This window comes from Catenuloplanes niger (genome assembly GCF_031458255.1).
Taxonomy (GTDB): Bacteria; Actinomycetota; Actinomycetes; order Mycobacteriales; family Micromonosporaceae; genus Catenuloplanes; species Catenuloplanes niger.
Genome location: NZ_JAVDYC010000001.1, coordinates 7,274,332 through 7,297,500, shown reverse-complemented (window position 1 = coordinate 7,297,500; position 23,169 = coordinate 7,274,332). Strand labels below are relative to the sequence as shown.

General features: G+C 73.3%; 25 protein-coding genes (1 of these 25 only partly in view). 13 read left to right on the top strand and 12 right to left on the bottom strand.

Annotated elements, in window-relative coordinates; genetic code table 11:
* A protein-coding gene (gene tyrS / locus J2S44_RS31855; RefSeq protein ID WP_310421400.1) for a tyrosine--tRNA ligase crosses the window boundary here: on the bottom strand, nucleotides 1–513 show its 5' portion. 774 nt of this gene lie to the left of the window's left edge; 513 of the gene's 1,287 nt are visible here — the first part of the coding sequence; it begins with the start codon at nucleotides 511–513; its stop codon lies off the left edge, out of view.
* A 150-nt stretch (nucleotides 514–663) separates the two neighbouring features.
* Here tyrS and J2S44_RS31850 point away from each other — a divergent pair, with 150 nt between their 5' ends.
* Both J2S44_RS31850 and J2S44_RS31845 read left to right on the top strand, forming a co-directional pair.
* Nucleotides 664–1,101 (top strand): YdeI/OmpD-associated family protein, encoded by a 438-nt coding sequence (locus tag J2S44_RS31850; protein WP_310421398.1) that lies wholly within the window; start codon nucleotides 664–666, stop codon nucleotides 1,099–1,101.
* Between the two features lie 147 nt (nucleotides 1,102–1,248).
* Nucleotides 1,249–1,773, top strand: coding sequence for a GAF domain-containing protein (locus J2S44_RS31845; RefSeq protein WP_310421396.1), 525 nt, complete (start codon nucleotides 1,249–1,251; stop codon nucleotides 1,771–1,773).
* Here the strand turns inward: J2S44_RS31845 and J2S44_RS31840 are convergent, their stop codons facing one another.
* Nucleotides 1,774–2,343, bottom strand: a complete 570-nt coding sequence (locus J2S44_RS31840) for a sigma-70 family RNA polymerase sigma factor (protein ID WP_310421394.1) — start codon at nucleotides 2,341–2,343, stop codon at nucleotides 1,774–1,776.
* A 109-nt stretch (nucleotides 2,344–2,452) separates the two neighbouring features.
* Between J2S44_RS31840 and J2S44_RS31835 the strand changes: the two genes are divergently transcribed.
* The 3 genes from J2S44_RS31835 (at nucleotide 2,453) to J2S44_RS31825 (ending at nucleotide 4,337) form a co-directional block, all read left to right on the top strand.
* Nucleotides 2,453–3,256 (top strand): zf-HC2 domain-containing protein, encoded by an 804-nt coding sequence (locus J2S44_RS31835; protein WP_310421392.1) that lies wholly within the window; start codon nucleotides 2,453–2,455, stop codon nucleotides 3,254–3,256.
* A 137-nt stretch (nucleotides 3,257–3,393) separates the two neighbouring features.
* Nucleotides 3,394–3,861 (top strand): methyltransferase domain-containing protein, encoded by a 468-nt coding sequence (locus tag J2S44_RS31830; RefSeq protein WP_310421390.1) that lies wholly within the window; start codon nucleotides 3,394–3,396, stop codon nucleotides 3,859–3,861.
* The gene (locus J2S44_RS31825) at nucleotides 3,849–4,337 is read left to right on the top strand and encodes a hypothetical protein (protein ID WP_310421388.1); all 489 of its coding nucleotides are present in this window, start codon (nucleotides 3,849–3,851) and stop codon (nucleotides 4,335–4,337) included. Before J2S44_RS31830 ends, J2S44_RS31825 begins: the two co-directional genes overlap by 13 nt.
* On the opposite strand, the gene J2S44_RS31820 is transcribed toward J2S44_RS31825, so the two are convergent.
* Both J2S44_RS31820 and J2S44_RS31815 read right to left on the bottom strand, forming a co-directional pair.
* Nucleotides 4,334–4,969, bottom strand: a complete 636-nt coding sequence (locus J2S44_RS31820; protein ID WP_374727924.1) for a DUF1707 SHOCT-like domain-containing protein — start codon at nucleotides 4,967–4,969, stop codon at nucleotides 4,334–4,336. The two genes, J2S44_RS31825 and J2S44_RS31820, sit on opposite strands and share 4 nt — an antisense overlap.
* A gap of 9 nt (nucleotides 4,970–4,978) precedes the next feature.
* Nucleotides 4,979–5,443 (bottom strand): DUF5709 domain-containing protein, encoded by a 465-nt coding sequence (locus J2S44_RS31815; RefSeq protein ID WP_310421386.1) that lies wholly within the window; start codon nucleotides 5,441–5,443, stop codon nucleotides 4,979–4,981.
* A gap of 92 nt (nucleotides 5,444–5,535) precedes the next feature.
* On the opposite strand from J2S44_RS31815, the gene J2S44_RS31810 reads away from it, so the two are divergent.
* The 3 genes from J2S44_RS31810 to J2S44_RS31800 are packed head-to-tail and all read left to right on the top strand — an operon-like array spanning nucleotide 5,536 to nucleotide 8,907.
* On the top strand, nucleotides 5,536–5,799 hold the full coding sequence (locus tag J2S44_RS31810; protein WP_307246021.1) for a UBP-type zinc finger domain-containing protein: 264 nt from the start codon (nucleotides 5,536–5,538) through the stop codon (nucleotides 5,797–5,799).
* A gap of 25 nt (nucleotides 5,800–5,824) precedes the next feature.
* Nucleotides 5,825–7,492, top strand: a complete 1,668-nt coding sequence (locus J2S44_RS31805; protein WP_310421384.1) for an NAD(P)/FAD-dependent oxidoreductase — start codon at nucleotides 5,825–5,827, stop codon at nucleotides 7,490–7,492.
* Nucleotides 7,489–8,907 (top strand): ATP-binding protein, encoded by a 1,419-nt coding sequence (locus J2S44_RS31800; RefSeq protein ID WP_310421382.1) that lies wholly within the window; start codon nucleotides 7,489–7,491, stop codon nucleotides 8,905–8,907. The genes J2S44_RS31805 and J2S44_RS31800 overlap by 4 nt, the downstream gene beginning before the upstream one ends.
* 426 nt (nucleotides 8,908–9,333) lie before the next feature.
* On the opposite strand, the gene J2S44_RS31795 is transcribed toward J2S44_RS31800, so the two are convergent.
* The 3 genes from J2S44_RS31795 to J2S44_RS31785 all read right to left on the bottom strand — a co-directional run bounded on the left by J2S44_RS31795 (nucleotide 9,334) and on the right by J2S44_RS31785 (nucleotide 12,820).
* Entirely contained in the window at nucleotides 9,334–10,179 is an 846-nt protein-coding gene (locus tag J2S44_RS31795) for an LLM class F420-dependent oxidoreductase (RefSeq protein ID WP_310421380.1), read from the bottom strand.
* Between the two features lie 76 nt (nucleotides 10,180–10,255).
* Nucleotides 10,256–11,974, bottom strand: coding sequence for a putative bifunctional diguanylate cyclase/phosphodiesterase (locus J2S44_RS31790; protein WP_310421378.1), 1,719 nt, complete (start codon nucleotides 11,972–11,974; stop codon nucleotides 10,256–10,258).
* Nucleotides 11,975–12,082: 108 nt separating this feature from the next.
* Nucleotides 12,083–12,820: an SAM-dependent methyltransferase gene (locus J2S44_RS31785; protein WP_310421376.1), complete on the bottom strand. Its 738-nt coding sequence runs from the start codon at nucleotides 12,818–12,820 to the stop codon at nucleotides 12,083–12,085.
* 108 nt (nucleotides 12,821–12,928) lie between these two features.
* Between J2S44_RS31785 and J2S44_RS31780 the strand changes: the two genes are divergently transcribed.
* Entirely contained in the window at nucleotides 12,929–13,876 is a 948-nt protein-coding gene (locus tag J2S44_RS31780; RefSeq protein ID WP_310430020.1) for a DUF1152 domain-containing protein, read from the top strand.
* A 40-nt stretch (nucleotides 13,877–13,916) separates the two neighbouring features.
* On the opposite strand, the gene J2S44_RS31775 is transcribed toward J2S44_RS31780, so the two are convergent.
* On the bottom strand, nucleotides 13,917–14,429 hold the full coding sequence (locus tag J2S44_RS31775; protein WP_310421374.1) for a GNAT family N-acetyltransferase: 513 nt from the start codon (nucleotides 14,427–14,429) through the stop codon (nucleotides 13,917–13,919).
* Between the two features lie 18 nt (nucleotides 14,430–14,447).
* Between J2S44_RS31775 and J2S44_RS31770 the strand changes: the two genes are divergently transcribed.
* The 3 genes from J2S44_RS31770 to J2S44_RS31760 are packed head-to-tail and all read left to right on the top strand — an operon-like array spanning nucleotide 14,448 to nucleotide 17,768.
* Nucleotides 14,448–15,608 (top strand): cytochrome P450, encoded by a 1,161-nt coding sequence (locus J2S44_RS31770; RefSeq protein WP_310421372.1) that lies wholly within the window; start codon nucleotides 14,448–14,450, stop codon nucleotides 15,606–15,608.
* Complete coding sequence (locus tag J2S44_RS31765; protein ID WP_310421370.1) at nucleotides 15,605–16,318, top strand: carbon-nitrogen hydrolase family protein; 714 nt, start codon at nucleotides 15,605–15,607, stop codon at nucleotides 16,316–16,318. The genes J2S44_RS31770 and J2S44_RS31765 overlap by 4 nt, the downstream gene beginning before the upstream one ends.
* Before the next feature lie 19 nt (nucleotides 16,319–16,337).
* Nucleotides 16,338–17,768, top strand: a complete 1,431-nt coding sequence (locus J2S44_RS31760; protein WP_310421368.1) for a flavin-containing monooxygenase — start codon at nucleotides 16,338–16,340, stop codon at nucleotides 17,766–17,768.
* Nucleotides 17,769–17,798: 30 nt separating this feature from the next.
* Here J2S44_RS31760 and J2S44_RS31755 read toward each other — a convergent pair whose 3' ends face one another.
* On the bottom strand, nucleotides 17,799–18,386 hold the full coding sequence (locus J2S44_RS31755) for an acetoacetate decarboxylase family protein (protein WP_310421366.1): 588 nt from the start codon (nucleotides 18,384–18,386) through the stop codon (nucleotides 17,799–17,801).
* Nucleotides 18,387–18,633: 247 nt separating this feature from the next.
* On the opposite strand from J2S44_RS31755, the gene recQ reads away from it, so the two are divergent.
* Nucleotides 18,634–20,451: a DNA helicase RecQ gene (recQ, locus tag J2S44_RS31750; RefSeq protein ID WP_310430018.1), complete on the top strand. Its 1,818-nt coding sequence runs from the start codon at nucleotides 18,634–18,636 to the stop codon at nucleotides 20,449–20,451.
* 48 nt (nucleotides 20,452–20,499) lie between these two features.
* On the opposite strand, the gene J2S44_RS31745 is transcribed toward recQ, so the two are convergent.
* From J2S44_RS31745 to argH, 3 genes are all read right to left on the bottom strand, one after another.
* Complete coding sequence (locus J2S44_RS31745; RefSeq protein WP_310421364.1) at nucleotides 20,500–21,009, bottom strand: GNAT family N-acetyltransferase; 510 nt, start codon at nucleotides 21,007–21,009, stop codon at nucleotides 20,500–20,502.
* Between the two features lie 42 nt (nucleotides 21,010–21,051).
* Entirely contained in the window at nucleotides 21,052–21,657 is a 606-nt protein-coding gene (locus J2S44_RS31740; RefSeq protein ID WP_310421362.1) for a DNA-3-methyladenine glycosylase, read from the bottom strand.
* Between the two features lie 66 nt (nucleotides 21,658–21,723).
* Nucleotides 21,724–23,160, bottom strand: coding sequence for an argininosuccinate lyase (argH, locus tag J2S44_RS31735; protein WP_310421360.1), 1,437 nt, complete (start codon nucleotides 23,158–23,160; stop codon nucleotides 21,724–21,726).
* Between the last annotated feature and the right edge of the window lie 9 nt (nucleotides 23,161–23,169).

Sequence of the window (23,169 nt, the reverse complement as noted above, 5' to 3'; positions counted from 1 at the left end):
GATGCCGGACTCGAGCCGCGCCTTCACCACCTCGCGGGCGAGCATGCGGCTGACCGGGAAGTGCTTGCCGACGTCGCGCAGGAAGTCGATGACCGAGGTCGGGCCGGTCCAGTCGAGGTTGTTCACCATCTGCGCGGCGTTGTCGCCGGAGAAGCTCATGAACGGCGAGAGCTGGTCGCGGATCTTGTCGACCCAGCCGGCCACCACCTCCGGCGGGTTGAGCGACCGTTCCGCGCTCTCCCGGGGGTCACCGATCTGGCCGGTCGCGCCGCCGACGAGCAGCAGCGGGTGATGCCCGGCGAGCTGGAGACGGCGCGCGGTGAGCACCTGCACCAGGTGGCCGACGTGCAGGCTGGCGGCGGTCGGGTCGAAACCGACGTAGTACGTGATCGGCCCGGAGGCCAGTCGCGCGCGCAGCTCGTCGATGTCGGTCGAGTCTTGAATCAGCCCCCGCCACCGCAGGTCGTCGAGGAGGTCCTCGCCCGCGGTCGGGACGTCGTTGCGGTCCGTCACGCGGCAGATTCTCCCCCATCCCCGACCCGGGCTCCCACCTGGTTTCCGTGCCCGGCACTCGAAGATCAATTTCAGGATCGATCTCCCGGGTACGGCCGCGCGGCGCGTGTTCGTACCCCACCGGCGGGTTCGTGGTGTTGATATGGGGTCATGGAGTTCACGACCGAGGTGCTGTCGAGCGGGAAGTCGGCGACCGGGCTGCGGGTCCCGGACGAGGTGGTGGAGGCGCTCGGCGCGGGCCGGAAGCCACCGGTGCGGGTGACGATCAACGGGTACGCGTACCGCAGCACCGTCGCGGTCATGGGCGGCGTCTTCATGGTGCCGTTGAGCGCGGCGCACCGGACCGGCGCGGGCGTGAGCGCCGGCGACACGGTCACGGTCGGGCTGGAGCTGGACTCCGCGCCGCGCGAGGTCGAGGTGCCGGACGACCTCGCGGCCGCGCTGGCCGCCGCCCCGGACGCGAGGGCCGCGTTCGACGCGCTCTCCTACAGCCGGAAACGCGCGCTGGTGCTGCCGGTCACGGACGCGAAGACCGCGGAGACCCGGGCACGACGCGTCGCGAAGGTGGTCGAGGCGGTGCGGGGCTGAGCGGGCCGGCGTCCGGAAATCCAAAAGGCCGGAAATGCAATGTGCATGTGGGGTGCCGTGCCGAGTTCCGCGCATTCATCCCGGCCGCTAGCATCGGCGGTAGCGGGGATCCGCCGATCAATCGACGTCGAGCAATAGGTGGTTTTCGTGGTCGACACCTACGAGTACCTCGACAGCACCGCTGCGGAGCAGGCAAGACTCGCGGCCGTGCGCCGGTATCAGCTGGTCGACCGGCCGACCGAGGCCGCGTACGACCGGATCGCCTACATCGCGGCGACCATCGTGGACACGCCGATAGCGTCGGTGACGATGGTCGAGGCGGACCGGGTCTGGCTGGCCGCCTGTTACGGACTGGCGGTGCGTCAGATCGGCAGCGAACCGGGCCTGTGCGCGTCCGCGATCGGCCAGGACGGCGTCTACGTGGTGCGCAACGCGGTGGAGGATCCGCGGACGACGGAGCACCCGCTGGTCACCGGCGATCTCAAACTGCGGTTCTACGCGGCGGCGCCGATCCGTACCCGGGACGGTTTTCGCCTCGGCACGGTCAACGTGATCGACCGTAAGCCGCGCGAGCCGGAACCGAAGCATCTCCGGTCGCTGGAGTACCTGGCCGAGATCGTGGCGGACGAGCTGGAACTGCGCCTGATGGCGATCCGCGGCGCGCTCGGCTGATCAGCTGGTGGCGCGGCGCGCCGCCCGGCGGTGGCCGAGCGCGGTGACCAGGTCCTCCCGGGCGCGGGCGACGCGCGAGCGGATCGTGCCGATCGGGCAGCCGCACACCTCGGCCGCCTCCTGGTAGCTCAGGCCGAGCACCTGCGTGGCCACGAACGCCTCGCGACGCTCCGGGTCGAGCCCGCGCAGCAGGTGGTCGAGGACCACGCCGTCGGCCACGTCCGCGGCCGGCGCGGTCGCGTCCGCGGCGAGCTCCCAGTTCTCCAGCGCGGCGGTACGCGGGCGGGCGACCACGGACCGGATGTGGTCGGCGGCGACGCGGCGTGCGATCGCGAGCAGCCAGGTGCGCGCGGACGAGCGGGCCGCGAACGACGGCAGCGCGCGCATCGCCCGCAGGTACGTCTCCTGCGCGAGGTCCTCCGCCTCGCCCGGGCTGACCAGGTGCGCCAGGAACCGGTGCACGCCCTGCTGGGTGGCGCGGACGAAGTCGGACGCGGCCGCCCGGTCGCCCTTGCCGGCGCGCAGCGCCCAGGTGGTGAGCTCCGCCTCGTCCGGCCCGCTGGTATGCATGGCTGGCAGGCTACCCGGTCCGGCCGGGCACGTCCGCACCGCGACGGGAACTTCTCACCGGGCGTGCGCGACTATGGGTGGGACGAGACAGCATCGAGGGACGGTGGGCATGGGCGGCTGCGAGACGTTCCGGGACGCGATCTCCGCGCGCCTCGACGGTGCGGAGACCGGGCCGGCCGACGCGCTGGACCGGCACCTCGACGGCTGCGCCGACTGCCGGGCGTACGCGGACGACGCCGCGCTGGTGACCCGGATGGCCGGCCTGCTCGGCGGCGGCGCGCCGTTCGCCGGCGTGGACGAGTCGGTGCTGGACGCGCTGCCCGCGCCGCGCCGCCGGTTCCGCCTGCCCACCGCGCCGGCCGGTGCCCGGCGGGCGCTGGTCCCGGCGCTGCGCGTGCTGCTCGGCCTGCTCGGCGCCGGCCAGTTCGTGCTGGGCGTGGCACAGATCTCCGGCATCGCGGCCGTGCAGCACCTGCACACCGGTGTCGGCGGCGCCAGCCCGAACCATCTGCTGAACGAGTCCGCCGCGTGGAACCTCGCACTCGGCGCCGGCTTCGCCTGGATCGCGCTGCGCCGCGGCCGCCCGAGCGGCATCCTGCCCACGCTGACCGTGTTCGTCTCCGTGCTGGTGCTGCTCTCCGCGAGTGACCTGATCGCCGGCCGGGTGGAGCCGATCCGCCTGGTCAGCCACGGTCTGGTGGTGGCCGGGTACCTCGTGGTGGCCGCGCTCACCCGCCGCGGTCTCGACCCGGGCGAGCCGCCGGCCGGGCGTGCCGACGGCCGCTCGCGCTGGCGCCTCGCCCCGGACGCGGAGCCGGATCTGCCGGCCGGCCCCCAGCGCCTCCGCCTCCTCCCCGGGGGCGCCACGGCGACGACCGCCACCGACACCGCGCCGGACCGCCGCGCCGCCTGATCCCGCCGCGCCCCCGATACCGGCCACGGTGACCGATACCGGCCACGCCGACCGATACCGGCCGGGGCGCCCGATCGCGGCCGGGCGGACAACCGGCCGGGGCGGACAACCGGCCGGCCGGCTGGTTGACTGTCCGCGTGGACGCGGATCAGCTGCTGGCCGACGCCGCGCTGGAGGCGTCGCCGGTGGTCGCGAACAACGCGATGAACCGGCTGCGCGGCCTACGCGGCGCGAACAGCTACGCCAAGGAGCTGGGTTTCGACCCGGTGGAGCTACTGCGCGCGCTGCCGTCCGTACCCTCGTGGCTCGATCTTTGCTGTGGACGTGGGCGGGTCCTGATCGAGGCCGCGGCCGCGTTCGGGGAGCGGGCGGCCACGCTGGTCGGCGTGGATCTGGTGGAGTTCTTCGATCCGGTGCCGGGCGACCGGGCGCGGCTGGTCGCGGAGTCGGTCACCCGGTTCGCGCCGAGCCGCACGTTCGACCTGATCGCGTGCGTGCACGGGCTGCACTACGTCGGTGATCGGCTCGGCGTGCTGAGCCGGTCCGCGTCGTGGCCGGCGTCGGTCCGGTCGCACTATGTGCGGGAGCCGGCATGCGCGCGGTGACGGTGGACGGGCTGCCGCCGTTCGAGGTGGCGGAGACGGTCGCGGGGATCCGGGCGTGGCAGACGGAGGCGCCGCCGGTGCCGTGGTCGGGTGACCGGAACGTCCGGGTCCACGTGCTGCGGCAGGACGGCGAACCGGACTTCCCGGACGGCACCGACCTGGAGCTGATCCGGGGCGTGGTGCGGAACCTGGCGGGGTACGTGCACGCGGCGCTCGCCTACCTGCACGCCGCGTTGCTGACCGACCCGGGGTACTTCGGGCTCGGCGATGACGACGTGGCGGCCTACGAGGCGCTGGAGCCGCACGAGTTGCCGCTCTCCGACCCGGATCTGACGTTCCGGGCCGGGAGCGAGTGGGATCTGCGGTTCGCCGAGGGCAGCATCCCGATCTGCGACCCCTACGGGATCATCGTGACCTTCGACCGGGACCGGCCGGTGCGCGTGGAGGACCTCAGCGGGGCCGAGGACGTCGACTAGGACTCCTTGAGCCGCTTCTTCTCCAGCTTGCGGCGCTTGAGCTCGGCGTCGGAGGCGCGGCGCTTGATCTCCACACCGCCCCAGAACGCGAAGCCGCCGACCACGATCGTCGGTGCGCCGGGCGCGCCCGCGCCGTTCGCCCCGTGGTCGAAGCCGCCCATGATCGCCAGACCGGTGACGTGCACGTTCGCGTCCTCGGGGACGATCACCTCGACGCCACCCATGATCGCGAACGCGTTGATCCGGGTGCTGCCCTCCGCGAAGTACGCGTCGCGCAGGTCGATCGTGCCGCCGCCCCAGAACGCCAGGCAGGAGAACGCGCGGCCGACCGCCCACCGGCCCCGGCGCACGAACTGGCTCATCAGCGCGAACCCACCGCGCGACAGCGGCACGTTGCCGTCCGGCACCGTGTTCGCCGGGGTGGCCACGACCAGCGGCAGGTCCCGGGTCAGCGGCTCCAGCTCACCGTAGGTGCGGGCCGCGTAGACCCGGCCCAGCCGCTCGTCCAGCTCGTGCAGGTCGAGCCGGCCGTCCGAGGCGGCGCCACGCAGCACCTCCGCCACGCGCTCACGGTCGGAGTCGGAGGCGCGCAACTGCCGGGGGTCCACCGGCTCGGGCAGGAGGTCACTCACGCTGACAGCCTAAGGGTTGTCGACAATGTGGACAGCTGCCTCTTCGGCCGAGGCGGCGCCACCGTCGATGCCGACGTCGCTGCCCCACGACTCGCCCTCGGTGTCCTCGCCGAAGCCCTCGTCCGGCGCGATCAGCCGGCCGGCCCGGCGGTCGCCGGACTCGGCGGCGTCGTAGAACTCGTCGGCCTCGTCGCCCTCGCCGTCGTCGAGCGCGTCCCGGGTCCGCTCGTCACCGGAGACGTCCGGCACCTCCTGGCGCAGCCGGTCGTCCAGCGACTCGCCCTGCCGCGCCTCCTCCGCGGTCACGCCGAACGCGGTCGCGCCCCGGTAGTGCTCCGGCGGGCTGTAGCCCTCGTCGAGTGCGTCGTCGAGCCCGCGGTCGCTGAGCGTGTCGTCGGCGGAGAGCTGGCCCTCGTCGTTCTCCGGCAGCCACAGCTCCCGGTCGGCCTGCTCCTGGGTGGGTCCGTCAGTCATGGCGGAAGCGTACCGATGCGTGATCTCGCATATGGCGGCCGGAGGCGCGGGCGGGCAGACTTGGCGGAAAATGTTCGACTCCGGGAGTCTCGTTGAAGTGTGAACACCTCGCTCTGACCGACGCGCCGCCGCCGCAGAGTGACGAGGGCTGCCAGGACTGCCTCGCCAACGGCCGGCACGACTGGGTGCACCTGCGCGAATGTCTCAGCTGCGGGCGCGTGGGCTGCTGTGACTCGTCACCGGGCAAGCACGCCACCGCGCACTTCCACGCCACCCAGCACCCGGTGATGAAGTCGATCGAGCCGGGCGAGACGTGGCGCTGGTGCTTCGTCGACCAGGTCGGTGCGCAGAAGTGACCGCTCGTAACCTCGGCATGCTGGGATGGAACGCATGGTGAACTCCGCGATCCTGACCGTGGACGACGATCCGGCGGTGTCCCGTGCGGTGGCGCGGGACATCCGCCGCCGGTTCGGCGACCGCTACCGGGTGGTCCGCGCCGACTCCGGCGAGTCCGCGCTGGAGGCGCTGCGTGAGCTGAAGCTGCGCGGCGAGCAGGTCGCCGTGCTGCTGGCCGACTACCGGATGCCGCACATGAACGGCATCCAGTTCCTGGAGCAGGCGATGGACCTGTTCCCGCGGGCCCGGCGGGTGCTGCTCACCGCGTACGCGGACACCAGCGCCGCGATCGACGCGATCAACATCGTCGACCTCGACCACTACCTGCTGAAGCCGTGGGACCCGCCGGAGGAGAAGCTCTACCCGGTGCTGGACAGCCTGCTCGAGGCGTGGCTGGCGACGCCGGAGGCCGCGTCGACGGAGACCCGGGTGATCGGCCACCGCTGGTCCGAGCCGTCGTTCAAGGTGCGCGACTTCCTGGCCCGCAACCTGGTGCCGTACCGGTGGCATCTGTGCGACGACCCGGAGGGCCGGCGGCTGATGACGGCCGCGGGCGCGACCGAGGACGACGTGCCGGTCGTCATCACGCCGGAGGGCAAGACGCTGGTCAAGCCGTCCACCGCGGAGCTGGCCGGCAGCGTCGGGCTGTCCACCACGCCGGCGTCGGACTTCTACGACCTGGTCGTGGTCGGCGCCGGGCCGGCCGGGCTGGGCGCGGCGGTCTACGGCGCGTCCGAAGGGCTGCGCACGGTGCTGATCGAGCAGCGGGCCACCGGCGGGCAGGCCGGGCAGTCCAGCCGGATCGAGAACTACCTGGGCTTCCCGGACGGCGTCTCCGGCGCGCAGCTGACCGACCGCGCGCGGCGGCAGGCGCTGAAGTTCGGCGCGGAGCTGCTCAGCACGCGTGAGGTGAGCGGGCTCGAGGCGGCCGGGCCGACCCGGGTCCTGCACTTCACCGACGGGTCGAAGATCGCGGCGCACACCGTCGTGCTGGCCACCGGCGTGTCGTACCGGCTGCTGGACGCGCCCGGCCTGCGCGAGCTGACCGGGCGCGGGGTGTTCTACGGTTCCGCGGCGACCGAGGCGCCGTCCTGCACCGGCAGCGACGTCTACATCGTCGGCGGTGCGAACTCGGCCGGCCAGGCCGCGCTCTACTTCTCCCGGTACGCGGCACGCGTGCACATGCTCATCCGGGCGCCGGACCTGACCAAGTCGATGTCCAGCTACCTGATCGAGCAGATCGAGGGGAACGAGAAGATCGTCGTCCACCCGTGCACCGAGGTGATCGCCGCGGAGGGCGACGAGCACCTGGAGCGGCTGACGCTGCGGGACATGCCGACCGGCGCGACCAGAACGGTCGAGACGTCGTGGATGTTCATCTTCATCGGCGCGGAGCCGCGGACGGACTGGCTGGACGGCGCGGTGTCGCGGGACGAGCGGGGCTACATCGTGACCGGCCCGTCGCTGATCACCGACGGGACCCGGCCGCACGGCTGGACGCTGCCGCGCGATCCGTACCACCTGGAGTCGAGCATGCCGGGCGTGTTCGCGGCCGGTGACGTGCGCGCGGACTCGGTGAAGCGGGTGGCGTCCGCGGTCGGCGAGGGCGCGATGGCGGTCTCCGTCATCCACCGATACCTGGAGGCACAGTGAGACTGACCGTGGAGGAGCTCCGTGAGCTCTTCCTGTTCGAGAAGCTGGACGACGAGAAGCTGGCCTGGCTGGCCGAGAACGGCCGGATCGAGACCGCGGCCGCGCGCGACATCGTGTTCCGCGAGGGCGAGCCGGCGACCTGCTTCTACGTGCTGCTGGACGGCACGGTCTCGCTGACCGCGCTGGTCAACGGCGATCAGGTCGAGTTCTCCCGGAGCGACAAGCGCGGGTCGTACGCGGGGGCCACCCGGGCGTACGTGGGTGAGACCAGCGAGCACACGTACCCGCACAGCATGCAGGCGGTCACCGACCTGAAGCTGTGGGTGCTGCCCGCGGAGACGTTCGCCGGGATCATGCGCGACTGGTTCCCGATGGCGGTGCACCTGCTGGAGGGCCTGTTCGTCGGCCAGCGCGCGGTCAGCACCGTGGTCGGCGAGCGGCAGCGGCTGCTCGCGCTCGGCGCGCTCTCCGCCGGCCTGACCCACGAGCTGAACAATCCGGCCGCGGCCGCGGTCCGGGCGACCGAGGCGCTGCGCGGCCGGGTCGCCGGGATGCGCGACAAGCTCGCGCGGATCGCGGACGGGCGGCTGGACGGCTCGCAGCTGCACGAGCTGGTGCGGTTCCAGGACGACGCGGTCAAGCGGGCCGCGCACGCCGAGGAGATGTCGCCGATGGCCACCTCCGACGCGGAGGACGAGCTCGGCGACTGGCTGGAGGACCACGGCGTCGAAGGCGGCTGGGACCTCGCGGGCACGCTGGTCGCGGGCGACATCGACGCGGAGTGGCTGTCCCGGGTGACCGCGGCGGTCGGCGACGACTACGCGGAGCTGGCGGTCCGCTACATCACCTACACCGTCGACACCGAGCTGCTGATGAAGGAGATCGACGACGCGGTCCGGCGGATCTCCGGGCTGGTCAAGGCCACGAAGCAGTACTCGCAGCTGGACCGGGCGCCGTACCAGACCGTGGACGTGCACGAGCTGCTCTGGGCCACGCTCACCATGATCAAGTCGAAGATCCCGCCGGGCATCACGCTGGTCAAGGACGTCGACAAGACGCTGCCGCCGGTCCCCGCCTACGCGGCCGAGCTGAACCAGGTCTGGACGAACCTGCTGGACAACGCGATCGGCGCGATGGGCGACTCCGGCACCCTGTCGATCAAGACGGAGCGCGAGGCGGACTGCGTGGTCGTGGAGATCGGCGACACCGGGCAGGGCATCCCGCCGGAGAACCTGAGCCGGATCTTCGAGCCGTTCTTCACCACCAAGCCGGTCGGCGAGGGCACCGGGCTGGGGCTGGACATCTCGTACCGGATCGTGGTCAACAAGCACGGCGGCGACATCCGGGTCACGTCCCGGCCGGGCGACACCCGCTTCCGCGTCTACCTGCCGCTCACGCCGCGCCCCGGCGCGTAGCATCCCGGCGCCTGGCTTCCCGGCGCCTGGCTTCCCGGCGCCTGGCTTCCCGGCGCCTGGCGTCCCGGCGCCTGGCGTCCCGGCGCCTGGCGTCCCGGCGCCTGGCGTCCCGGCGCGTAGCGTCCCGCCGGACGCGGGTCGAGGACCGGAACAGCCGTCGACCCGCTTCCGGCGTGACCGGGTTCCGGTGCTCCCGCGGGCACCGGTCGTCGCTGGCGCTCCTCCCTGCCGGTTCCGCGGTGGCAAGGGCACCGGTCTGCCCGCCGGCGGACACCGCACCCGCGCGACCGGGGCGTCCCGCAGGCGGTTCCGGGCGCCGTGCGGGACGCCTCGATCGTCGCTCGGCGCCCGTGCGGGACGCCCCGGTCCTCGCCCGTGCGGGACGGCTCGGTCCTCAGCGCCCGTGCGGGACGGCTCGGTCGCCGGTCACAGCGCGGCGGCGAGGCGGCGCCACTCGGCGCGCGGCAGCGAGTCCGGGTCGGCCGTGATGATCTGGGCGCAGACGTGGTCGGCACCGGCGTCCAGGTGCTCGCGCAGCCGCGCGGCCACGGCCTCGTCCGTGCCCCAGGCGAAGAGCGCGTCGATCAGCCGGTCGCTGCCGCCGTCCGCCAGGTCGTCGTCGGTGAACCCGAGCCGGCGGAAGTTGTTCGTGTAGTTCTCCAGCGCCAGGTAGAGCCGTAGTGCGCCACGGGCCAGCTCGCGCGCCTTCGCCGGGTCGGTCTCCAGCACCACGCCCTGCTCCGGCGCGATCAGCACCCCCTTGCCCAGCTGCTCACGAGCCTGCGCGGTGTGCTGCGGCGTGGTCAGGTACGGATGCGTGCCGAGCGTGCGCTCCGCCGCGATGCCCAGCATGCGCGGGCCGAGCGCGGCCAGTGCCCGGTGCTCCCGCGGGATCTCCAGCAGGTCCAGGAACGCGATCGTCCGGGCGACCGGCCGCTCGTAGCTGCCGCCGCGCGAGTTGACCAGCAGGCTGTGGCTGTTGCCGATGCCGACCAGCAGCCGCTCGTCCGGGTGCCGGCCGGTGACCCGGCGGTAGGCGGCCGCGAGGTCGTCCGCGGCCGTCTCCCAGATCGAGACGATGCCGGTCGCGACCGTGAGCGACGTGGTGGCGTCCAGCAGCCGCTCCGGCACCTCCAGCGTGCCGGACGCGCCGCCGAGCCAGAGCGTGCCGAGGCCGATCTCCTCCAACTCGGTCGCGGCCTCCGCGGCGTCCGCGCCCGTCCAGAGCCCTTCGCGGGTCCAGATCCCGAACGATCCCAGTCGTACCGTCATCGTGCCTCCCCGATCCGACGTGATCCGATGTGGCCGGTGGGCCACCGGACCATCGTCGTACCCGAATTTCGGCGCGTCACCCGAGCAGACGTGTGATGTCCGACGCGGGTGCCGGCCGGGCGAAGCGGAAACCCTGGCCGAGGTCGCAGGCGAGCCGGCGCAGCGCGGTGGCCTGCGCGTCCGTCTCGACGCCGACCGCGGTGACCGTGATGCCGAGGTCGTGGCAGAGCCGGATCACGCCGGCCAGCAGCGTCGGGTCGTCCGGCTCGTCCCGGTCGCCCGGGTCGTCCGCGCGGTCCAGCGCGCGCAGGAACCGCGGTGCGAGTTTGACCGCGCTGACCGGCAGCTCCGCCAGGTCGGCCAGGCCGGCGGAACCGGTGCCGAAGTCGTCGACGGCCAGTCGCACGCCCAGGTCGGCGAGGCCGCGCAGGGTGTCCCGGTGGCCGCTCAGCTCGGTGCTCCCGGTGAGCTCCAGTTGCAGCCGGGACGGCAGCAGCCCGGTGCGATCCAGCGCGGCCGCGACCGTGGCGACCAGGCCCGGGTCGGCCAGCTGCACCGGGGACAGGTTGACGCTGACGAACACGCCGGACGGGTGCCACTCCGCGCCGCGCGCGCAGGCCGCCTCCAGCAGGTGGGCGCCGAGCGGGCGGATCAGGCCGGTCTGCTCGGCCAGGTGCACGAAGTCGGCGGGCGGGAGCAGCCCGGTGGCCGGCAGCCGCCAGCGGGCCAGCGCCTCCACCCCAGCGGTCCGGTGGTCGAGCAGGTCGACGACCGGCTGGAAGTGCAGCACGAACTGGCCGTCGTCGAGCGCGCCGGGCATGGCCGCGGCCAGCTCGTGGCGGCGGACGTGCACGCGGTTGCGGTCCGGGTCGAAGACCGCGACCGGGCCGGTGCCGGGCTGCCCCGCCCAGCCGAGCGCGATCGTGGCCGCGCGCAGCAGTGATTCCGGGGTGGCGTCCGCGGCCGTGGTCTCCGCTATCCCGGCCCGGCCGGTGATCGGCATCGCGTGGCCGTCCACCACGTACGGGTCGGGCAGCGCGCGCAGCAGCAGGTCGGCCGCCTTGATCAGATCGTTCGGCCCGGCCGTCCCGGTGATCACGGCGGCGAACCGGTCGCTGCCGATGTGGTGCAGGTAGTAGCGGTGGCGGTGGGCGACCGCGCGCAGCTTCTGCGCGACCAGGCGCAACAGGTCGTCGCCGCGCTCGTGGCCCATCGTGTCGGTGACCGCGGCGAACCGGTCCACGTCCAGCAGGCAGAGGCCGGCGCGCTCGCCGGGCAGCGCGTTGTCGATCACCGAGGCGAGGCCGTCGAGCAGCTTCGACCGGTTCGGCAGGCCGGTGAGCGGGTCGTACAGCAACGTGTTCGTCAGCCGGCGCTGGATGCCGGCCTCCTCCCGGCGCCGGGACTCCTCCACCGCGCGGCGCAGGCTCTCGGCCGCGTGCGCGCCGCGCTCGCGCAGCGTCTCGGTGAACCCGGTCGCGAGCCGGCCGAGCAGCGCGCCGACCCGGGTCGGCGTGCTGGTGCGGGCGAGCAGGCCGGGCGTGAGCACCGCGATGGTCTCACCGAGCACGGCCGGGCCGGCGATCCGCGCGTCGACGAGTTCCTGGCCCACGCGATAGCCGGCGTCCGCGTCGAACGGCTCCTCGTCCAGCGCGTCCGCGAGCCGGACGGTGAACGACTCCAGCAGGTCGAGCGTGCGGCGGCGCGGCCCGGGCACGAAGGTGGCAGCCGTTGTCGCACGCGTCCACGCGTGCGCGAGACGGACGAGATCCGCCGTCTCATCGGGCTGCCACATGAGTCGACCTTTCGGTGCGCGGACCCCGTGAGGGTGAGGCCCCGCGTCAGCGATTATGGCCGGTCGCGCTTTCGGAAATCCACCGTTGAATTTTCCGGATTCGCATTTTCACCTTTTCTGGGCGACGGCCGCGAGCGGCTCGTCGAGTGGTGGATCGAGTGGCGTCGTGAGGAGCGGATCGGTCGCGAGCGGATCGGGATGCCAATCGGCCGCCGGAACCACTCCGGGATCGACGACGTCGAAGCCGGCCAGCATCGCGGCGAGTTCTCCCGCGGTCCGCCCGGAGACGACCAGGTGGCTGCCGGAGACACAGGCCTCGCCGAACCGCGCGACGATCCCGGGCTCGTCCGGCACCGGACCCGGCACGTCCACCATCAGGATCGCCACCGGCTCGGCGAAGTCCAGCAGGTCGAGCACCTCCGGGTGGTAGAGCACGTCCTCCGGGTGCCGCAGGTCACCCTCGATCACCCGGGTGCGCGGCTCGTCCCGCAGCAGCGCACGGCTCTGCACCACGACGAGCGGGTCGTTGTCCACGTAGATCACCCGGGCGGCCGGGTCCGCGTCGCGCGCCGCCTCGTGCGTGTTGCCGAGGGTGGGCAGGCCGGCACCGATGTCCAGGAACTGGCGCACGCCCCGCTCGGCCAGCCGGCGCACGGCGCGGCCGAGAAATGCGCGGTGTGAGTGCACAATTCGGCGCGCATTCGGCGTGACCTCCTCGATCTGCCGCCAGGACGCGCGATCGACCGCGAAGTTGTGATAACCGCCCAGTGCGTAGTCGTACATTCGGGCCGCGTTCGGCGTCGCGACGTCGGTGTCGTCCGAGACCCGATCCGGAAGCTCGTTCACGCCGATCCACTTTTCCGGGCGCTGTGCCACCGGTCAAGACGCCCATTCGGCGAATGGCCGTAACCCGTACGCTTTTCATTCGTTGCTATTGTTCCGGGTGTGTCGTTGATGGTGCCGCCGCTGTTCGCGGCGCTGGCGGAGTCGCGATCCGTGATCGTGGCCGGCGCCGGCGGGGGTTTCGACGTGTACGCGGGCCTCCCGCTGGCCGCGGCGCTGCGCGCGACGGGCACCCGGGTGCACCTGGCCAATCTCGCGTTCACCCAGCTGGAACTGCTCGACCTGGACGCGTGGGCGGCGGAGAACCTGGCGCTGGTCACGCCGTCGACCGTGGGCCCGGAGGACTACTTCCCGGAGCGCACGCTGGCCCGGTTCCTGGCCGGGCGGGGCTGGCCGGGCGAGGTGTACGCGTTCCCGCGGGTCGGCGTGGCGCCGCTGCGCGCCGCGTACCGCGCGCTGATCGACCGGACCGGGGCGGACGCGCTCGTGCTGGTGGACGGCGGCACCGACATCCTGATGCGCGGCGACGAGGCCGGGCTCGGCACGCCCGCGGAGGACATGACCAGCCTGGGCGCGACCGCCGGGCTGGACCTGCCGGTCAAGCTGGTGACGTCGCTCGGCTTCGGCATCGACGCGTTCCACGGCGTGGTGCACACGCAGGTGCTGGAGAACCTGGCCGCGCTGGACCGGGCCGGTGACTACCTGGGCGCGCTGTCCGTCCCGTCCGGCGGGCCGGAGGCCGCGCTCTACCGCGACGCGGTGGCGGACGCGGTCGCGGCCACCCCGCTGCGCCCGAGCATCGTCCAGACCCAGATCGCGGCCGCGCTGCGCGGTGACTGCGGCGACGTGCACGACAGCACCCGTACCCGTGGCAGCACGCTGTTCGTGAATCCGCTGATGGCGATCTACTTCACGGTGCGGCTGGACGCGCTGGCCGCCCGCAACCTCTACCTGGACCGGCTGACGGAGACGGTCGGCATGCGCCAGGTCCAGTCCCGCATCGACGCGTTCCGGGACTCCTTCGGCGCGTTCCGCACGCCGACGGCGTTCCCGCACTGACCGCCGGGGGCCGGCCGGCGAACGGCCCCCGGCGCGGCCGCTAACGGTCCTCCGCCAGGAGCTGGAACATGCGGTGGTCCTGCCACTGTCCGGCGATCCGCAGGTAGCGCGGGGCCAGGCCGAACGGCGTGAAGCCGGTGCGGGTGAGGACGCGCTGCGAGGCGTGGTTGTGGACCAGCGTGCCGGCCTCCATCCGGTGCAGGCCCTGCTCGTCGAAGACCACGCGGGTGAACGCGCGGACCGCCGCGGTGGCGACGCCGCGGCCGGTGCGGGCGTGGTCGACCCAGTAGCCGAGGTTGCCGGAGCGGAACGGGCCGCGGACCACGTTGTTGAGGTTGATCCGCCCGGCGATCTCGCCGTCGACCAGGATGACGTGCAGGATCGACGTGGTTCGCAGCCCGGCGTCGATCAGGTCGGCCTGCCCGGCGGCGGTGAAGTACTCGTCCGGGCGGATCGGGTCCCAGGGGGCCAGGTGGGACCGGTTCGCGGTGAGCAGCGCGGCGAGCGCGGGTGCGTCCGCCACGGTGACGGGACGGGTGGTGATCTCGGCCATGCGCCATAGGGTAGGGCGGTGACGATCGACTTCGCGGATCCGGAGCTGATCAGGAACCCCTACCCCGCGCTGGCGGAGCTACGGGAACGCGGGCCGGTGCGGTGGCACGACGCCGACCGGATGTGGCTGGCCGCGAGTCACGCGACCGTGCGGACCGTGCTGCGGGACCGGCACTTCGGGCGGATCTGGCGGGATCGCGAGCCGGCCGAGCGGTTCGCACCGTTCAACCTGCTTCATCGGAATCAGATGATGGAGAACGAACCGCCGGTGCACACGCGGCTGCGGTCGCTGGTGGCGTCCGCGTTCGCGCGCGGGCACGTGACGCGGCTCGGCCCGGCGATCGCGGCGCGCGCCCGGCAGCTGCTCGACCGGGCGCCGGACGAGTTCGACCTGCTGGCCGACTTCGCGGAGCCGCTGGCGGTGGACGTGATCGCGGAGCTGCTCGGCGTACCGGGCGCGGACCGGCACCTGCTGCGGCCGTGGTCGGCCGCGATCGTGCGGATGTACGAGCCGGCGCCGGCACCGGAGACCGAGGAGCGCGCGGTGCGGGCCTCGGCCGAGTTCGCCGCGTACCTGCGGGCGCTCGCCGACGACCGGCGGCGACGGCCGCGGGACGATCTGCTGACCCACCTGGTGACGGCGCGGGACGGCGCGGATCGGCTGACCGGCGACGAGCTGGTCGCGTCCGCGATCCTGCTGCTCAACGCGGGACACGAAGCCTCGGTCAACGCGCTCGGCGGCGGCTGGGTCGCGCTGTGGCGGCACCCGGCGCAGCTGGCCCGGGTGCGTGCGGACCGCGGGCTGATCCCTTCCGCGGTGGAGGAGATGGTCCGGTACGACCCGCCGCTGCACCTGTTCGTCCGGACCGCGACGTCCGACGTGCGGGTCGGTGACGTGACCGTGCCGGCCGGCGCGCGGATCGCGGCGCTGCTCGGTGCCGCGAACCGGGACCCGGCCGTGTTCGCCGAGCCGGACCGGTTCGACGTGGGCCGCGACCCGAACCCGCACCTGGGGTTCGGCGCCGGGGTGCACTTCTGCCTGGGTGCGCCGCTGGCCCGGCTGGAGTTGCGGGCCGGCCTGGCCGCGCTGCTGGACGAGCCGCTGGAGTTGTCGGAGGAACCGGAGCAACGGCCGACGTTCGTGCTCCGGGCATATCGAAGGGTCGTGGTGCGACGGTGACGATCTCGTTGCGGGTGGCGGTGGCGCAGCCGGACTGTACGGCGCGGGACGTGGCCGCCAACGCGCGCGCCCATGCGGCGCTGGTGCGGCGCGCGGCGGACGCACGCGTGGTGGTCTTCCCGGAGATGTCGCTGACCGGGTACGAACTGGACGCGCCCGCGCTGGCGCCGGACGATCCCCGGCTGGCGCCGCTGGTCGAGGCGTGCGCGGCGACCGGCGCGCTCGCGCTGGCCGGCGCGCCGGTCGGCCCGGGCCCCGGCAAGCACATCGGCGTGCTGGCCGTGGACGGGGCCGGGGCGCGGGTGGCGTACCGGAAGATGTTCGTCGGTGGCGCGGAAGCGGAGCACATGACGCCGGGCGCCGAGCCGGCCGTGGTCGAGGTGGACGGCGTGCGGCTCGGGCTGGCCGTCTGCAAGGACACCGGCGTGCCGGAGCAGGCCGCGCGGACCGCCGCGCTGGGCATCCACGCCTACCTGGCCGGCGTCCTGGATCACGCCGACGAGCTGCACGTCCAGGACGAGCGCGCGCGGCGGATCGTCGCGGACCACGGCGTCTGGGTGGCGTTCGCGAGCTTCGCCGCGCCGACCGGGTTCGGTTTCGCCGACGCGGGCGGCCGGTCGCGGATCTGGGCGCCGGACGGCCGCGTGGTCGCGGCGGCGGGCCCGCGACCAGGCGATCTAGCCATTCACACTATTGAATGTGCCGGTTGACCGATGTTACGTTCCGCGGATGGTCAGTGTCGCCATCGTCGGGGGTGGACTCGGCGGCATAGCGGTCGCCGCGCTGCTGCGCAAGGCCGGGTTCACCGACATCGTGCTGCTGGAGCGCGCGGCCCGGCTCGGCGGCGTCTGGCGGGACAACCGCTATCCGGGCTGCGCCTGTGACGTGCCGGCGCCGCTCTACTCGTACTCGTTCCTGCCGAATCCACACTGGTCACGGCGCTACCCGCCGCACCACGAGATCCTCGCCTACGTGCAGTACTGCGCGGACACGCTCGGCGTCACGCCGCACGTCCGGCTGAACACCGAGGTGACCGACGCGCGCTGGGAGTCCGGCCGGTGGCGGCTGCGCACCGCCGACGGCGCCGAGCTCGAGGCGGACGTGCTGGTCCCGGCCGTCGGGCAGCTCTCCAAGCCGGTGGTGCCGGTGCTGCCGGGCGCGGCCACGTTCGCCGGCCGGGCACTGCACACGACCGGCTGGGACGACACGGTCGAGGTCACCGGGCGGCGGGTCGCGGTGGTCGGCACCGGCGCCAGCGTGGTCCAGCTGGTCCCGGCGATCGCCGGGGACGCGGCGCACGTCACCGTCTTCCAGCGCACCGCCCCGTGGATCATGCCCAAACCCGATCGGCGGTACGGGCGGGTACGGCGCCTCCTCTACCGCCGGGTCCCCGGCGCGACGCGGCCGGCGCGCGCGGCCACGCTGCTGCTCACCTGGTTCGCGACCCGGGCGATCACCGGTGACGTGCTGGCCCGTACCGCGGTGACGTGGCTGTCCGCCGCGCAGCGGCGCTGGCAGATCAGGGACGCCGCGCTGCGGGCCAAGGTGCGGCCGTCGATCCCGCTCGGCTGCAAGCGCACGCTCTTCACGAACGCGTGGCTGCCCGCGCTCGCCCGGCCGGACGTGGACCTGGTCACCGAGAAGATCACCGCGATCGAGCCGGCCGGCGTGCGCACCGCGGACGGCGTGCTGCACGAGGCCGACCTGCTGGTCTACGGCACCGGCTTCACCGCGACCGAGTTCGTGGCGCCGATGCGGGTGACCGGTCTCGGCGGGGTCGCGCTCCGCGAGACGTGGCGCGACGGCGCCCACGCCTACCTGGGCATGGCGGTGCCGGGCTTCCCGAACATGTTCCTCGTCTACGGCCCGAACACGAACACCGGCACCACCTCGGTGGTGGTGTTCCAGGAGGCGCAGGCGCGCTACATCGTGCAGGCCGTGCGCGCGCTGGCGGCCGGCGCCGGCCCGCTGTGCGTCTCGCCCTCGGTCGCGGCGCTCCACGACGAGGAGATGCAGCGCCGGCTGTCCGGCAGCGTCTGGACCGGCTGCGAGAGCTGGTATCTCGGGCCGGGCGGCCGGGTCGTCACGAACTGGCCGGGCACCGGCGGCGAGTACGTCCGGCGGACCGCCCGGCTGAACCCGGCGGACTACTCGGCATGACCGTCGCGCCGGTCACGGCCGTCGTGCGGGTCAGGATCCGAAGGTCACGTCGAAGTCGGCGAGCGTGACGGAGAACAGCGGCCGGCGGCCGGCCAGGTAGCCGAGCGGGCCCTCCGGGGACCAGACCACCCGTCCCGGGCGGAGAGCGGCCCGGCCGCGTACCCGGGTGGTCCTGGGGTGGCCGTGCAGCATCTGCAGAACACGCAATCCGACCGGCCAGCGGCCCGGCAGCCGCGGCCCCTCCCGCAGCAGCGCCCGCGCGATCCCGGCCGCGGACAGCACCGGCGGGTCGACCGCCAGCTCGGCCAGGTCCTTCGGGATGCCCCACAGCTCGCGGCCGCCGTCCCGGGACGACTCGCTGTCCACCCAGATCTCGGTGATCGTGGCGCGCGGCCGGCCGTGGTCCCGGACCAGGCGCGCGGCCAGCAGCTCGCGGTAGGTCAGGACGCCGCCCGGCTGGTAGCTGACCCAGGCGGTGCCGACCGGGACGCGACCGGCGATCGTCACCGGCGGCGCGGTCAGGCCCTGCGGATGCGGCGGCAGGTCCGCCGCGGGGACGAGCCACAGCGAGACGTGCATGCGGCCCTTGAGGTGCCACGGTTCCGGCGGATAGGGCATGTGATCCACCGTGGCATTCCGCGTTCCGGGCCACAAGCCCGGATCGTGACCGATCGGGCGGTTTCCGGGTCCGCGGGGTCGGAACCTGTCGGTGCGGGTGGGTAGAGTCGCCGCCGTGGACGAGGAGTGGCGCGACTGGCCGGTGGACGACGAGCCGCCGGTGGACGACTGGGCGGAGCACGAGGACCTGGGCAGCTGGGAGGACGCGACGCCGGTCGGCACGCCCGCCCCGGTGGACGCGCCCGACCTGACCGGTGCCGGCCCGGCCGAGGTGCTGCGCCGCATCTTCGGCTACGACTCGTTCCGCGGCGAGCAGCAGGAGATCATCGAGACGGTGGTCGGCGGCGGCGACGCGCTGGTGCTGATGCCAACCGGTGGCGGCAAGTCGCTGTGCTACCAGATCCCGGCGCTGGTCCGGCCCGGCACCGGCGTGGTGATCTCGCCGCTGATCGCGCTGATGCAGAACCAGGTGGACGCGCTGCGCGCGCTCGGCGTCCGCGCCGACTTCCTCAACTCCACGCTCACGCTCGACCAGCGGCGCCTGGTCGAGCAGGAGTTCGTCGCCGGCCGGCTGGACATGCTCTACCTGGCGCCCGAGGCGCTCGGCACCGCGAGCGTGCAGCAGCTGCTCGACCGCGGCAAGATCTCCCTGTTCGCGATCGACGAGGCACACTGCGTGTCGCAGTGGGGCCACGACTTCCGCCCCGACTACCTGCAGCTGTCGATGCTGCACGAGCGCTGGCCCGACGTGCCGCGCATCGCGCTCACCGCGACCGCCACCACGGCCACCCACGCGGAGATCGCCACCCGGCTGAAGCTGGACGACGCGAAGCACTTCGTCGCCAGCTTCGACCGGCCCAACATCCAGTACCGCATCGTGCCGAAGGACGGGGCGCAGACGCAGCTGCTCGCGTTCCTCCAGGCCGAGCACGCGGGCGACTCCGGCATCGTCTACTGCCTGTCCCGGGCCTCGGTGGAGAAGACCGCGGAGTTCCTGTCGGGCAAGGGCGTCTCGGCGCTGCCGTACCACGCGGGGTTGCCGGCCGACGTCCGCGCCCGCAACCAGTCCCGGTTCCTCCGCGAGGAGGGGCTGGTCATGGTGGCCACCATCGCGTTCGGCATGGGCATCGACAAGCCGGACGTGCGGTTCGTCGCGCACCTCGACCTGCCCAAGTCGGTGGAGGGTTATTACCAGGAGACCGGCCGGGCCGGGCGCGACGGGCTGCCGTCCACCGCCTGGCTGGCGTACGGGTTGCAGGACGTGGTCCAGCAGCGGCGGATGATCGAGCAGTCCGAGGGCGACCTGGCCCACAAGCGGTCGCTCTCCGCCCACCTGGACGCGATGCTCGCGCTCTGCGAGACCGTCGAGTGCCGCCGCGTGCAGCTGCTGAACTACTTCGGCGAGGAGGCGAAGCCGTGCGGCAACTGCGACACCTGCCTGACGCCGCCGGAGCAGTGGGACGGCACCGTTCCCGCGCAGAAGCTGCTCTCCACGATCATGCGGCTGCAGCGGGAGCGTAACCGGAAGTACGGGGCCGGCCGGTCGATCGACATCCTGCTCGGCCGGGAGACGGACGAGACCCGCCGCGGCCGGCACCACGAGCTGTCCACCTGGGGCATCGGCGCGGACCTGTCGGAGGCGCAGTGGCGCAGCGTGGTCCGGCAGCTGCTGGCGCAGGGGCTGCTCGCGGTCGAGGGTGACTACAACGTGCTCGCGCTGACCGACGGCAGCCGCGAGGTGCTCAACCGGCGGCGCACGGTCATGATGCGCACCGAGCCGAAGCGCAAGGCCAAGCCCGCCCGCAGCTCCGGTGCCACGCCGAAGGCGGCCGTCGATCTGGGCCCGGCCGACGCGGCGCTGTTCGAGAAGCTGCGGGCCTGGCGCGGCGCCGAGGCGAAGGAGCAGGGCATGCCGGCCTACATCGTGTTCAACGACGCCACGCTGCGCGCGATCGCGGCACGCAAGCCCACGTCGCTGACGGAGCTCGCCACGGTGAGCGGCGTCGGCGAGGCGAAACTGGCGCGGTACGGCGAGGCGGTCCTGGCGGTGCTCGGGGCGGAGTGAGCCCGGAAGCCCGGATCGGCGTGGGCGCGTTCCCACGTCGGTCCGGTGCTACTGCCCGACGGTCTTCAGGTCGAGTTTCCACTCGTTGCAGCGGATCGGGGTGCCGACCGGGAACTCGAAGTCGGTCTCGCCGACCATGGTGAAACCGGCGTTGCGGCAGACCGCGTTCGAGGCCACGTTCTCGATCTTGGGGAAGGCGTGCAGCCAGCGGCGGCGGCCGTCGGCGGCCGCGAGCGCGATCACCCGGCGGGCGGCCTCGGAGGCGATGCCGCGGCCCTGGAACTCGTTGAGGATGCTCCAGCCGGTCTCCCAGACCGTGCTGCCGTGCCACTCCCGGTCCCAGTAGCCGATGCTGCCGACCGGGGTGTGCTCGGGAAGCAACGCGACGCGGAACATGACGCCGGTGCCGGTGACGCTCATGTGCACGTACCGCCGGTGCCGGTCGACGATCTTGTCCTCGGACTCGGGGCCGCCGAGGTGGCCCTTCATCTCCGGCACGTTGATCCGCCGCAGCAGACCGAGGTCTTCCTCGGCCCACGGGGTCAGCTCCAGCCTCATCGGCTCATCCCACCACATTCCGCCCATCGGTCCATCAGCAGGTTACGGCCTTCGCCGGGTGTGACGGCGGTAAGTGCTGACGGTGGCGTCGTCCCGGATCCAGAAACGCCACGGTACGTCGTGCGCGGACGCGACGCCGACCCGCGGACCGGCGGTGATCTCGTCCGGCGCGACCGGCCGGGACGGGGGCGTGAGCAGCGCCGGGCCGGTGCCGTCGACCGCGCAGGTGCCGTTGACGGTGCCGTCCAGGCCGAGCGCGGTCATCAGCTTCGCCGGGCCGCGGGCCAGGTCGGCGTCGTTGCGGGCGGCGGGCCGGCGGGCGCGGGCGGTGTCCAGTCCGTCGACCACCTCGCCGGCGCGCAGCAGCACCGCGGCGGCCCGGCCGTCCTCGCCGCAGACGACGTTGAGGCACCAGTGCACGCCGTAGATGAAGTAGGCGTACAGGTGCCCGGCCGGGCCGAACATGACCGCGTTGCGCGGGGTCGGGCCGCGGTGGGCGTGCGAGGCCGGGTCCTCCCCGAGTCCGCTGTACGCCTCGACCTCGGTCAGCCGGATCCGGACGCCACCCGCCGTGATCTCCCAGCCGAGCAGTCCGGCCGCGGTGTCCGCGATCTCGGACGCCGGCGCCGCCAGCCACGCGTACCCCATGGGTTCCTGCTTCCCCGGTGATCGGGGTGCCGTAACCCGTACGGCGCCCCGATCATCCGACGGAGGTCAGCGGGGGACGACGGTCTCCTCGGCCCAGGCGCGCCAGGTGACCAGGTGGTCCGCGGCGGCGGCGAGCTGGTCGGCGACCGGGCCGGGGCCGGTGGAACCGTACGTCTTGCGGGCGGCCAGCGCGGACTTGACGGTCAGCACCGAGCGCACGTCCGCGTCCAGGTGCTCCGAGATCGTGACCAGGTCCTCGTCCGGCACCTCGTCCAGCGCGCAGTCGCGGGCCACGCAGAGCGCGACCAGCTTGCCGGTGATCTCGTGCGCCTCACGGAACGGCACGTTCTTCCGGACCAGCCAGTCCGCGACCTCGGTGGCCAGCGTGAAACCGACCGGCGCGGCCGCGGCGAGCCGGTCCGCCCGTACCGTCATGGTGGAGATCATCCCGGCGAGCGCCGGCAGCACGAGCTGGAGCTGGTCGACCGCGTCGAACGCCGGCTCCTTGTCCTCCTGCATGTCCCGGTCGTACGTCAGCGGCAGGCCCTTGAGCATGGTCAGCACCGTGACCAGGCCGCCGATCAGCCGGCCGGACTTGCCCCGGGCCAGCTCCGCGATGTCCGCGTTCTTCTTCTGCGGCATGATCGACGATCCGGTGGCGAACGCGTCGTCCAGCTCGACCCAGCCGAACTCCTGCGACGTCCACATGACCACCTCCTCGCCGAGGCGGGAGAGGTGCACGCCGATCATCGCGGTGACGAACAGGAACTCGGCCACGAAGTCCCGGTCGGCGACCGCGTCCATCGAGTTCGGCGCCGCGGTGGCGAAGCCGAGCTCCTTGGCGACCTGCACCGGGTCGAGCGGCAGCGACGAGCCGGCCAGCGCGCCGGAGCCGAGCGGGCTGACCGAGGCCCGCGCGTCCCAGTCCCGCAGCCGGGACAGGTCGCGCAGCAGCGGCTGGACGTGGGCGAGCAGCCAGTGCCCGAACGTGACCGGCTGGGCGTGCTGCACGTGCGTCATGCCGGGCGCGGGCGTCTCGATGTGCCGCTCGGCCTGCTCGACCAGCGCGTCGGCCAGCTCGACCAGGCGCAACGCCACGCCGCGGGCGTGGTCGCGCAGGTAGAGGCGCAGGTCGGTGGCGACCTGGTCGTTGCGGGACCGACCGGCGCGCAGCTTGCCGCCGAGCGTGCCGAGGCGTTCGAGGAGGCCGCGTTCGAGCGCGGTGTGCACGTCCTCGTCCTCGATCGTGGGCCGGAACGTGCCGGCGGCGCAGGCGGCCTCCAGGTCGTCGAGCGCGGCGAGCATCTTGCCGAGCTCTTCCGCGTCGAGCAGGCCCGCGTGCGCGAGCACCCGGGCGTGGGCGCGGGAGCCGGCCAGGTCGTACGGCGCGAGACGCCAGTCGAACTGCACGCTGACGGAGAGGCGGGCGAGCGCCTCCGCGGGCCCGCCGGAGAAGCGGCCACCCCAGAGGCTGGTCCGGTTGGTCGAAGTAGAGGAGGTCACGAGCCCATT

Coding starts and splice junctions, on each gene's coding strand:
- J2S44_RS31790 (WP_310421378.1), bottom strand. CDS start 11,974: ATGTGGCAGCCCGATGAGACGGCGGATCTCGTCCGTCTCGCGCACGCG.
- J2S44_RS31760 (WP_310421368.1), top strand. CDS start 16,338: ATGGTCAGTGTCGCCATCGTCGGGGGTGGACTCGGCGGCATAGCGGTC.
- J2S44_RS31815 (WP_310421386.1), bottom strand. CDS start 5,443: ATGACTGACGGACCCACCCAGGAGCAGGCCGACCGGGAGCTGTGGCTG.
- J2S44_RS31840 (WP_310421394.1), bottom strand. CDS start 2,343: ATGCATACCAGCGGGCCGGACGAGGCGGAGCTCACCACCTGGGCGCTG.
- J2S44_RS31775 (WP_310421374.1), bottom strand. CDS start 14,429: ATGGCCGAGATCACCACCCGTCCCGTCACCGTGGCGGACGCACCCGCG.
- J2S44_RS31805 (WP_310421384.1), top strand. CDS start 5,825: ATGGAACGCATGGTGAACTCCGCGATCCTGACCGTGGACGACGATCCG.
- J2S44_RS31825 (WP_310421388.1), top strand. CDS start 3,849: ATGCGCGCGGTGACGGTGGACGGGCTGCCGCCGTTCGAGGTGGCGGAG.
- J2S44_RS31835 (WP_310421392.1), top strand. CDS start 2,453: ATGGGCGGCTGCGAGACGTTCCGGGACGCGATCTCCGCGCGCCTCGAC.
- J2S44_RS31755 (WP_310421366.1), bottom strand. CDS start 18,386: ATGCCCTATCCGCCGGAACCGTGGCACCTCAAGGGCCGCATGCACGTC.
- J2S44_RS31780 (WP_310430020.1), top strand. CDS start 12,929: ATGGTGCCGCCGCTGTTCGCGGCGCTGGCGGAGTCGCGATCCGTGATC.
- J2S44_RS31850 (WP_310421398.1), top strand. CDS start 664: ATGGAGTTCACGACCGAGGTGCTGTCGAGCGGGAAGTCGGCGACCGGG.
- J2S44_RS31740 (WP_310421362.1), bottom strand. CDS start 21,657: ATGGGGTACGCGTGGCTGGCGGCGCCGGCGTCCGAGATCGCGGACACC.
- J2S44_RS31795 (WP_310421380.1), bottom strand. CDS start 10,179: ATGACGGTACGACTGGGATCGTTCGGGATCTGGACCCGCGAAGGGCTC.
- J2S44_RS31745 (WP_310421364.1), bottom strand. CDS start 21,009: ATGAGGCTGGAGCTGACCCCGTGGGCCGAGGAAGACCTCGGTCTGCTG.